The organism is Streptomyces sp. NPDC002884 (assembly GCF_040295245.1).
Classification (GTDB): domain Bacteria; phylum Actinomycetota; class Actinomycetes; order Streptomycetales; family Streptomycetaceae; genus Streptomyces.
Map to the genome: position 1 here is coordinate 116549 of NZ_JBEOVB010000027.1, position 9947 is coordinate 126495.

The 9947-nt window shown below is 70.1% G+C and carries 8 protein-coding genes; 7 read left to right on the plus strand and 1 reads right to left on the minus strand.

What is annotated here, in order from left to right:
* Positions 1–209 precede the first annotated feature (209 nt).
* From ABT070_RS35360 to ABT070_RS35390, 7 genes are all read left to right on the plus strand, one after another.
* Positions 210–1550 (plus strand): S53 family peptidase, encoded by a 1341-nt coding sequence (locus ABT070_RS35360; RefSeq protein WP_351766825.1) that lies wholly within the window; start codon positions 210–212, stop codon positions 1548–1550.
* A 457-nt stretch (positions 1551–2007) separates the two neighbouring features.
* A complete protein-coding gene (locus ABT070_RS35365) occupies positions 2008–2316 on the plus strand; it encodes a DUF8827 family protein (RefSeq protein WP_003991275.1) in 309 nt (102 codons plus the stop codon).
* Positions 2317–2517: 201 nt separating this feature from the next.
* Positions 2518–3369 carry a DUF8175 domain-containg protein gene (locus tag ABT070_RS35370; RefSeq protein WP_351766827.1) on the plus strand — a complete coding sequence of 284 codons (852 nt, stop codon included), beginning with the start codon at positions 2518–2520 and terminating at the stop codon, positions 3367–3369.
* Positions 3359–4705 (plus strand): hypothetical protein, encoded by a 1347-nt coding sequence (locus ABT070_RS35375; RefSeq protein ID WP_351766829.1) that lies wholly within the window; start codon positions 3359–3361, stop codon positions 4703–4705. Before ABT070_RS35370 ends, ABT070_RS35375 begins: the two co-directional genes overlap by 11 nt.
* Positions 4702–6261 carry an SCO6880 family protein gene (locus ABT070_RS35380; RefSeq protein ID WP_351766831.1) on the plus strand — a complete coding sequence of 520 codons (1560 nt, stop codon included), beginning with the start codon at positions 4702–4704 and terminating at the stop codon, positions 6259–6261. The genes ABT070_RS35375 and ABT070_RS35380 overlap by 4 nt, the downstream gene beginning before the upstream one ends.
* A gap of 14 nt (positions 6262–6275) precedes the next feature.
* Positions 6276–7706 carry an ATP-binding protein gene (locus ABT070_RS35385; protein ID WP_351766832.1) on the plus strand — a complete coding sequence of 477 codons (1431 nt, stop codon included), beginning with the start codon at positions 6276–6278 and terminating at the stop codon, positions 7704–7706.
* Positions 7707–7725: 19 nt separating this feature from the next.
* Complete coding sequence (locus ABT070_RS35390) at positions 7726–9288, plus strand: type IV secretory system conjugative DNA transfer family protein (RefSeq protein ID WP_351766834.1); 1563 nt, start codon at positions 7726–7728, stop codon at positions 9286–9288.
* Here ABT070_RS35390 and ABT070_RS35395 read toward each other — a convergent pair.
* Positions 9277–9840 carry a GNAT family N-acetyltransferase gene (locus tag ABT070_RS35395; protein ID WP_351766836.1) on the minus strand — a complete coding sequence of 188 codons (564 nt, stop codon included), beginning with the start codon at positions 9838–9840 and terminating at the stop codon, positions 9277–9279. The two genes, ABT070_RS35390 and ABT070_RS35395, sit on opposite strands and share 12 nt — an antisense overlap.
* Between the last annotated feature and the right edge of the window lie 107 nt (positions 9841–9947).

The window sequence follows — 9947 nt, forward strand, 5'->3', positions numbered from 1 at the left end:
CCGCACCATCCGGCCGCCATTGATCAGCAATCCCCGAACCCCCTTCAGTAAGGCGGAAGTCAGGATTCCGCCGCCCGTCTTGTTGTCGCGTACTCAACAAGGGAACAGTCGTCGGCGGGCCGCCGCCCGCCACCGGGGACCACGTACCGGTGGCACGCATCACCCCCCACCCGCACCGCCCCTGTCACCCCTTCTTCAGGAGCTGTCCGTTGCGTACGACGACTTCCCCCGACTCCCCCGCCATATCCGGCAGATGGCGCCGCATCGGCGCCTCGGCCCTCGGCGCCGCCGCCCTCGTGCTCGCCGGAACCGGCACCGCGGCCCACGCGAGCGCGGCACCCACGGTCACCACCAAGACCGCACCCTCCAAGGTCACTTGGGCAGCCACCCCCTGTGCCACCCCCAAGCACAAGGGCGACCTGGCCTGCCACTCCTTCCGCGTGACGGGCGGCACCACGGCCTTCCAGAAGGAACGGGCCGCCGAGACCGGCAAGACCGCCCAGGTCACCCCGAAGGCCGCCGCCGCGAGCCCCACCGGCTACGGCCCGTCCGACCTCCAGGACGCCTACGGCCTGACCGACGCCGCCTCGGACAACGGCTCCGGCGAGACCATCGCCGTCGTCGACGCCTACGACGACCCGAACGCCGCCGCCGACCTCGCCAAGTACCGCACGTACTACGGCCTGCCCGCCTGCACGGTCGCCAACGGCTGCTTCAAGAAGGTGAGCCAGAGCGGCTCCACCACCTCCCTGCCCAGCGCCGACAGCGGCTGGGCCGAGGAGGAGTCCCTCGACCTCGACATGGCGAGCGCGGTCTGCCCGAACTGCGCCATCCTGCTCGTCGAGGCCACCTCCTCGTCCATGGCCAACCTCGGCAAGGCCGTGAACGAGGCCGTGACCCTGGGCGCGAAGTTCGTCTCCAACAGCTACGGCGGCTCGGAGTCCTCCTCGGACACGTCGTACGACACCTCCTACTTCAAGCACGCGGGCGTCGCCATCACCGTCAGCGCGGGCGACGAGGGCTACGGCGCCGAATACCCGGCCGCCTCCAAGTACGTGACGTCCGTCGGCGGCACCGCCCTGTCCACGTCCTCCACGACCCGCGGCTGGACCGAGAAGGTCTGGAACACCAGCTCCACCGAGGGCACCGGCTCCGGCTGCTCCGCCTACGACGCCAAGCCGACCTGGCAGACCGACACCGGCTGCGCCAAGCGCACCGTCTCCGACGTCTCGGCCGTGGCCGACCCCGCGACCGGCGTCTCGGTCTACGACTCCTACGGCGTCACCGCCGGCTGGTACACCTTCGGCGGCACCAGCGCCTCCGCGCCCGTCATCGCCGCGGTCTACGCCCTCGCCGGCACCCCGGGCAGCGGCGACTACCCGGCCTCGTACCCCTACGCGGCCGCCGGCACCTCCGCCCTGAACGACGTCACCAGCGGCAGCAACGGCACCTGCTCCAGCAGCGCCGCCTACCTCTGCACCGCCAAGTCGGGCTACGACGGCCCCACCGGCCTCGGCACCCCGGAGGGCACGGACGCCTTCACCGGCTGACCCACCGTCAGACGGAACGCCCACGAACAACCACACCGATCAAACCGATCACACCGACCACACCGACCACACCGGAACAGCCACCGTGGGCCGTGGGGGCCACACGTGGTGAAAGGACGAACGGGCCTCGGCATCCAGCCGCGGCCCGTTCGCCATGCCCGGTGTGCGCTACGTCATGAGAACATCGAAACGTACGCTCACCCGACCAGCCGTCAGAAACGGCCCAGGGCCGTGAAGTGGGCTAACGACGGAACCACACCACAGGTTCCGCTCCGGCCTCATTGCCCGGCGTGACCTGCCGTGATACACAGAGTGACCATACGAGCTATTCGTACGAATCCGGTCCGTCAATGGCGCCAAGTCGACATACGACGGCGACTTTGTCGGCGAGAATGAGGCGTGACCTCTGCACACCGCGGAGGCTCTGCGGAACTACCCACCAGGGGCGGTGACTTACATGCTGTTTGCGGCCGACAAGGGCGACATCAACACCATCATCGGCGGGATCGCTCCGGACTGGGGGCCCTTCGGCAGCCTGGGCAACGAGGCCAAGGTGATGATCGAGGTCGTGATGGCGGTCGCCATCCTCCTCTGCCTCGGCATCGCCATCTGGGGCGCGGCCAAGCAGCGCATCGGCGCAACCGCCCTGCGGGACACCTTCAGTGCGGAACAGGGCAAGGGCCTCATCATCGCCGGGCTGACGGGGGTCTTCATCATCGGCTCCCTCGGGACGCTGTTCACCATCGTGTACGGCATGGCCGTGTAGCCGCGGCCTCCGCACCACCCCCAGTCCCGTCCGGGCACGCCCGGCCCACAACCCCCACCCACCTGTCGTGCCCACCGGCTGAGGTTGCGTTTCCCTGATGTCCCTGATGTCGAGTCACCACACCGCGCCCGCGCGGGAACCAGCACGGCTACCGTCGTACTTGTACGCGTCCCGGTACGGCAGCGAGGGGGCCTACGCGGCATGACTCCCGGCGACGAACACGACTACGGCGAATCCGCGCGCTCCGACGAGGGCCACGGGTACGGCCGGACCCGCCTGCGACTGCCCGAGAACGACCCCTACGGCGGTGCCCGCAGAGGCGGCGGCCGCTCGTCCTCCCGGAGCCTGGTCACGGTGGTCGGCGTCGTCGTCCTCCTCATCGCGGCGATCGCCTTCGCGAACCGCGGAGGGGACGACCCCTCGTCGACCTCGGCCAACGGCCCGACCGCCGACAAGCCGGACACGAAGAGCACGGCAGCCACCGGAACCAAGCCGGTGGACACGAAGACGGGCGGCATCCCCTCCGGCTTCGCACACACCCAGCAGGGTGCCCAGTCGGCCGCCGCCAACTACGCGGTGGCACTCGGCTCGACCGGGATGTTCCGCACGGACAGCCGGCACGCCCTGGTCGACACCGTCTACACCACCGCCGCCGCGGCCAAGCTGCAGGGCGCCATGGACCAGGCGTACTCGACCGACTTCCTCGCGAAGATGGGCCTGGACGCCGACGGCAACGCCCCGCAGGGCGACACCTTCGTCTCCCGAGTCGTGCCCGTGGGAACCACTCCCCAGGCCTACTCCACCGCTACCGCCAAGGTCGCCGTCTGGTACCTGGGTCTCATCGGCATGTCCGGGACGAGCTCCACCGACCCCGTCACCTCGTCCTGGAAGACCTGGACCTTCGACCTCCAGTGGACCGACGGTGACTGGAAGATCGTCAGCGACGAGCAGAAGGCCGGCCCCGCCCCGGTCCCCGGCGACGACCAGGCCGCCACCTCCGACGAGATCAGCAAGGCCATCGAGGAGTACGGAGGGTTCACGTATGCCCGCTAACCCGCGCCGCCTGCTCACGCTCGCCGGAGCCGTGACGGCCGTCCAGACCTCGGCCGTCCTGCTGGCCACCCGTGCCTTCGCGGCCCCCACACCCGACCCGTCGCCCTCGTCGTCGCCCTCTCCGTCCGGCAGCCTGGACTGCAGCCTCATCTCCGGCGAGGCCAAGAAGTACTGCGAGAAGGGCAACGCGGGCTCGGGCGCCACCACCAACCCCGGCGTGTCCGACACCCTCGACCCCCTCTCCTCCCTCGCCAAGGGCTGTGCCGACGCCGCGTCCTGGACCGTCGACAAGCTCAGCGAGGCCGTCAAGGACACCGCGAACGTCGACTTCACCAACGAGCGGTTCCTCAAGCAGTACGCCGTCGTCTTCGCCGCCTCGACCGTCCTCACCCTCCTGCTGTGGCTGCTGGCCGTCGCCAAGAGGGCGGTGCGCGGAGTCCCCCTCACCACCGCCATCGGCGAAGCCGTCGGCTTCCTCTGGCTGACCGTCCTGGCCTCCGCCTTCACCCCCCTCATCCTCTACACGGTCGTCTCCGCCACGGACGGCATCACCGACGTCCTCGCGAAGACCACCGGCAACCAGACCGACACGTTCTTCGGCACCTTCTCCGCGGCCCTCTCCAAGGGCGAGGACATCGGCGGCGGCCCGATCATGCTGATCGTGGTGTCCCTGGTGTCGATCCTCGCGGCCGGGGTGCTGTGGCTCGAGCTCGTCATCCGGGCCGCCCTCCTCTACGTGGGCGCCCTGCTCGGCACGGTCGTCTACGCGGGCCTGGTCGACAAGAACCTGTGGAGCCACGTCCGCCGCTGGGCCGGCATCATGATCGCCGTCATCCTGGTCAAACCGGTCATCGTGATAGTGCTCGGCCTGGCCGGCGCGCTGTCCTCCGCCGACGGCCCGAACGCCTTCTCCGCCGTCGTCTCCGGCCTCTCCATCATCCTGCTCGCCATCTTCGCCAGCGCGATGATCTACCGCTTCGTCCCCGGCTTCGGCGACGAGATCGCGGGCTCCCGCAACAACCGCATCATGCAGGGCGCCGAGGGCAAGGCGGCGGCCGTCATCAGCTCCCCGGCGACGCTCGTCGCCCAGGGCATCAAGACGCACAGCACCCGTGCGGACAACAACGGCGGCGGCCAGTCCGGATCCTCCGGCGCCCGCCCCTCCAACCCCGCCTCCGGCGGAGTCGCCGCGCACAGTTCGCGCACCTCGAACGGGGGCGGCGGATCTGTCCCCTCCGCCGCACCCGCCCCCCGCGCGAGCAGCCCGGTCAACACCCCGCACGCGAGCAACACCCGCAACAGCAGCAACAACCGCACGGGAGGTGAAGGGCGTTGACGGCTGATTCCCACGTGTCCCACGCGATCACGCCCCGCCGGACATATCTGATCGGCCGCGCCCGGCCGAACGCGATCGTCGGCCGCAACCGCGAGACCGGCGAGATCGCGCTCATCGTCGTCGGCGCGTTCCTCGGCATGATGTGCGGCCTCCTCGTCCCCGTCCTCGCCCTGCGGATCGTGCTGCTGAGCGGCTTCCCGATGATCGCGCTGGCCGCCGTCTACGTGCCGTACAAGCACCGCACGTTCTACAAGTGGTTCGAGATCAACCGCAGTTACAAGCGCACCCTCCGCCGGGGCACGGCCTACCGCTCGACGGTCATGGAGGCGGGCACCCGTATCGACGGCCAGGAGATCGAGATCGGCCCGCCCCCGGGCATCGGCCGCATCAGCTGGCTGGCCGCCCCCTTCGGCCCCGACGAGATCGCCGTACTCCTGCACGCCGACCGCCGTACCGTGACGGCCGCCATCGAGATCGAGGGCCCGGGCGTCGGCCTGCGCGACAGCGAGGACCAGGAGGCCCTGGTCGACCGCTTCGGCACCCTCCTCAAGCACGTGGCCAACGGCGACGGCTTCGTCACCCGCCTCCAGATGCTCGCCCGCACCCTCCCCGCCGACCCCGACGCCCACGCCAAGGACGTCGCCGTCCGCGGGGACGAGAGGTCCCCCGACTGGCTGGCCCGCTCCTACGACCAGCTCCAGTCCATGGTGTCCACGAGCAGCGAGCAGCACCGCGCCTACCTCGTCGCCTGTATGCACTACACCCGCGAGCTGGCCGCCGAGGCCCACGCCATGGCCCGCGCCGCCCGCCCCCAGTCGGGCCGCAAACTCGACCGCGACGCGGGCCTCGCGGTGGTCATGGCCCGCGAGCTGACGGACATCTGCTCCCGCCTCCAGGAGGCGGACATCCGCGTCCGCCAGCCCCTGGGCCAGGGCCGGCTGTCCTCCCTCGTCCACTCCATGTACGACCCGGACCACCCCATCGACCACATCCAGGCGATGACGAAGCGCAACGCCTGGCCGGCCGAACTGGACGCCATGGAGCCCACGTACCTCCAGGCCAAGACCCGCGAATCCTCCACCCGGGCCCCCTGGTGCCATGCCACGGCCTGGGTGAAGGAGTGGCCGATGACCCCGGTCGGCGTCAACTTCCTGGCACCGCTCCTCGTCCACACCCCGGACGTCATCCGCACCGTCTCCGTGACCATGGACCTCGAACCCACCGAGGTCGCCATCGAACGCATGCTGACGGAGAAGACGAACGACGACGCCGAGGCGAGCCGCGCCGCCAAGATGAACCGCACCGTCGACCCCCGCGACGTGGCCGCCCACTCCCGCCTCGACCAGCGTGGCGAGGACCTGGCGTCCGGCGCGGCCGGCGTGAACCTGGTCGGCTACATCACCGTCTCCTCCCGCAATCCCGAGGCCCTGGCCCGCGACAAACGCACGATAAGGGCGTCGGCCGGCAAGTCGTACCTCAAGCTCGAATGGTGCGACCGAGAGCACCACCGGGCGTTCGTGAACACCCTCCCGTTCGCCACCGGAATCCGAAGGTAGGGGCTGATGAGCTGATGCGGGATCCGCTGTCCATCCTCACGGACGCCTTCACCTCCTTCCTCTTCGGCAAGGTCGAGACGACCCGGCTGCCGGTACGCACCTCCACGGGCCAGGCCCAGGCGGTGTACCTGCCCACGGCCGCGCCCGGCCTCGGCGACTCCGGCGTCATCATCGGCCGCGAGGTCTACTCCGGAAAGGGCTACATCTACGACCCCTTCCAGCTGTACGGCCAGCAGCTCCCCGCCCCGCACTGGCTGGTCCTCGGCGAGTCCGGCAACGGCAAGTCGGCGCTGGAGAAGACCTACGTCCTGCGCCAGCTGCGCTTCCGCGACCGCCAGGTCGTCGTCCTGGACGCACAGGGCGAGGACGGCGTCGGCGAATGGAACCTCATCGCGCAGGCGCTGGGGATAACTCCTATCCGCCTGGACCCGACGGCCGCCCTGGACCACGGGATCCGCCTCAACCCGCTGGACCCGTCGATCACCACGACCGGCCAGCTCGCACTGCTGCGCACCATCATCGAGGTGGCGATGGGCCACGGCCTGGACGAGCGCTCCGGCTTCGCGCTCAAGGTCGCCCACGCCTACGTCAACGAGACGATCGTGGAACGCCAGCCGGTCCTCACCGACATCGTCGAACAGCTGCGCCACCCCGAGCCGGAGTCGGCGGAGGCGATGAACGTCGCCATAGACGACGTACGGGCCTGGGGCCTGGACGTGGCACTCGTCCTGGACCGCCTGGTCGACGGTGACCTCAGGGGCATGTTCGACGGCCCCACGACGGTGGGCATCGACCTGGACGCTCCGCTGATCGTGTTCGATCTGTCCCATATCGACCGCAACTCGATCGCGATGCCGATCCTGATGGCGATCGTCGGCGTCTGGCTGGAGCACACCTGGATCCGCCCCGACCGGAAGAAGCGCATCTTCCTGGTCGAGGAGGCCTGGCACATCATCAACAGCCCGTTCGTGGCCCAGCTGTTCCAGCGGCTGCTGAAGTTCGGCCGCCGCCTCGGCCTGTCGTTCGTGGCGGTCGTCCACCATCTGTCCGACGTCGTGGACGGAGCGGCGGCCAAGGAGGCGGCGGCCATCCTGAAGATGGCGTCGACACGGACGATCTACGCCCAGAAGGCGGACGAGGCGAGGGCGACGGGCCGGGTCATCGGCCTGCCGCGGTGGGCGGTGGAGATCATCCCCACCCTCACCCCGGGCATCGCGGTCTGGGACGTCAACGGCAATGTGCAGGTGGTGAAACACCTGATCACCGAGACCGAACGGCCGCTGGTCTTCACCGACCGGGCGATGACCGAGTCCTCCACCGACCGCACCATGTCCGACGACGACGCACTGCTCGCCGCCGAACTGGAACAGGAACGACGAGCGGCGGCCTTCATGGAACAGCACCTGGCCGACCTGGACGGCTCGTCCGAGTCGACGGTGGCGTAGCGCGGGAGAGGGGGTCGGCATGAGACCGGGAGACGAGCAGCGCCGCGACAGCCCCGGCCAGGGAGGAATTCCCGACGGCCTGCTGGTCGGCATACTCGCGTTCCTGCTCGGCATGACCCTGCTGGTCTGGACGGCGACCGGCCTGGCAGCCCTCTTCTCCCACGGCGCCTGGCCCTCGGGCGTCACTTTCACCCGCACCCCGCTGGCCATGCGGCACCTCATCGCCAAGCCCCACGACATCCCCGGCGCCTGGCCGGAGTCGGAGGCCGCGGACTTCTCGGGCTACGGACTGTTCTGGGGCCTGTTCATCGGCCAGGTGATGATCCTGCTCGTCCTCACGGTGTTCGTGATGGGAACACTCGCCCGCTGGAGGGCGGTACGCGCGAGGAAGCGCGCGGGCCTGTCGCCGACACCCGCTCAGGAGAGCGTGACACCACCGACGCACCACGAGGTGCCGACCCAGCGGCACGAGACCGGCCTCAGGCCGGACGTCGAGCCTCCGACGCAGACCCTTCAGCCGACGCCGGCCGGGCAACACACCGCACCCTCGCCGTCCCCCCAGTCGCAGCAGCCACAGCAGCCGCAGTCCTCTGTGCCCGCCGCCCTGTTTCCGACGGCTCCAGGTGAACGGGCGGCCGGCTGGGAAGCCAACCGCTTCGAGGGCGCGGCGCACTACCTCCCGCCGGAGACCCGCCACGCGACCGCGGCCCAGGCCATCCGCGACGCCGAGGGCCCCGCCCTCATCCTCACCTCCAGTCCCGCGCTCTGGCAGGAGACCAAGGACGCCAGAGCCAAACTGGGCCCGGTCCACCTCTACGACCCCGGCCACCTCTGCGACACCCCGGCCCGCCTCCACTGGTCCCCCACCACGGGCTGCGAGGACAAACAGACCGCGGCCTCCCGCGCGGCGGCGCTCCTCGCCCCCGTCCGGCCCGCCTCACGGCTCGACCAGGCGGTCAGCGACACCGCGGAAACCCTCCTGCGCAGCTACCTGCACGCCGCGGCCATCGACGGCCGCACCATCCGCCACGTCCACCGCTGGTCCCAGGGCACCGGAATCCAGGAAGCCGTCCGCACCCTCCGGACCAACCCCAAGGCCGCTCCGGGCGCCGCAGGCGAACTCGAGGCCGCCCTCACCGCTCATCCCGAACGCCGGGACATCGCCCAGGAACTGACGTCCCGTGCCCTCTCCGCCCTCTCTACGGTCAATATCCGCGAGGCGTGCACTCCCAACCGAACTGACGCCCTCGCCTTGGATTCCTTCGTGGACGAAGGGGGAACTCTCTATGTGCTCGGTGAATCAATCGAGGACCCCAGGACCAGTCCCGGCGCGATGCCGCTCCTGACGGCCCTCGTCTCCAGCGTGGTCGAGCGCGGCCGGCGCATGGCCGAACGGTCATCCTCCGGTCGCCTCGACCCACCAATGTCCTTGGTCCTGGACGATGTGGCGGCCGTGGCCCCGATCCCCCAGCTCCCGGACCTCCTGGCCACCGGCACCGACCGTGGCCTGCCGACCCTGGCCCTGCTCCGCTCCCGCGAACAGGCCAAGGCCCGCTGGCCGCACCACGACCTACCGGTCTGACGCCCCGGCCCGCTCGAGGACGAACTCGTACTCGGCCTCCCCGGTCCCCTGCCCCAACGGCACGGTCCGCCCGCTCGGTATGAACCCCGCCTTGCGGTACGCCCCCTGCGCCCGCAGATTCTCCTCGTGGACGATGAGCCGCACCCGCTCGAGCCCCAGCTCCCAGACCCAGTCCACGGCGGCGTCGAGAAGGGCGCGCGTCATCCCGCCGCCACGCCATTCGTCCCGCACATAGACCCCGACGACGTGCCCCTGCCGCCGCTCCACGGGAAAACCGGCCCAGTCGACGGTCCCCGCCTCCTCCACGAGCACGGTGACCGTCCCCGCCCACTGCCCGTCCTCCGCCTCGGCGATGAACTGCCGAACGCCGGCAGCACCCCCGGCCGCCCCGGCCGCCCGCTCCTGCCAGAAGGCGTCGGGCCGTGCCGCAGCCGCCTCGTACGTTTCCAGAAAGGCGATGGGCGCCGCCGGATCCCTGAGCGCGAGCAGCCGCAGAGCCTTCACCGAGGCCCATTCCTCGGCCCGTACGGTCCGGACCATATACGTGTACATGCAAAGCACCGTAACGCAGAAAACCCCCGCACCATAAGGTGCGGGGGTTTCCCGTAATATTTGTTCGGCGGTGTCCTACTCTCCCACAGGGTCCCCCCTGCAGTACC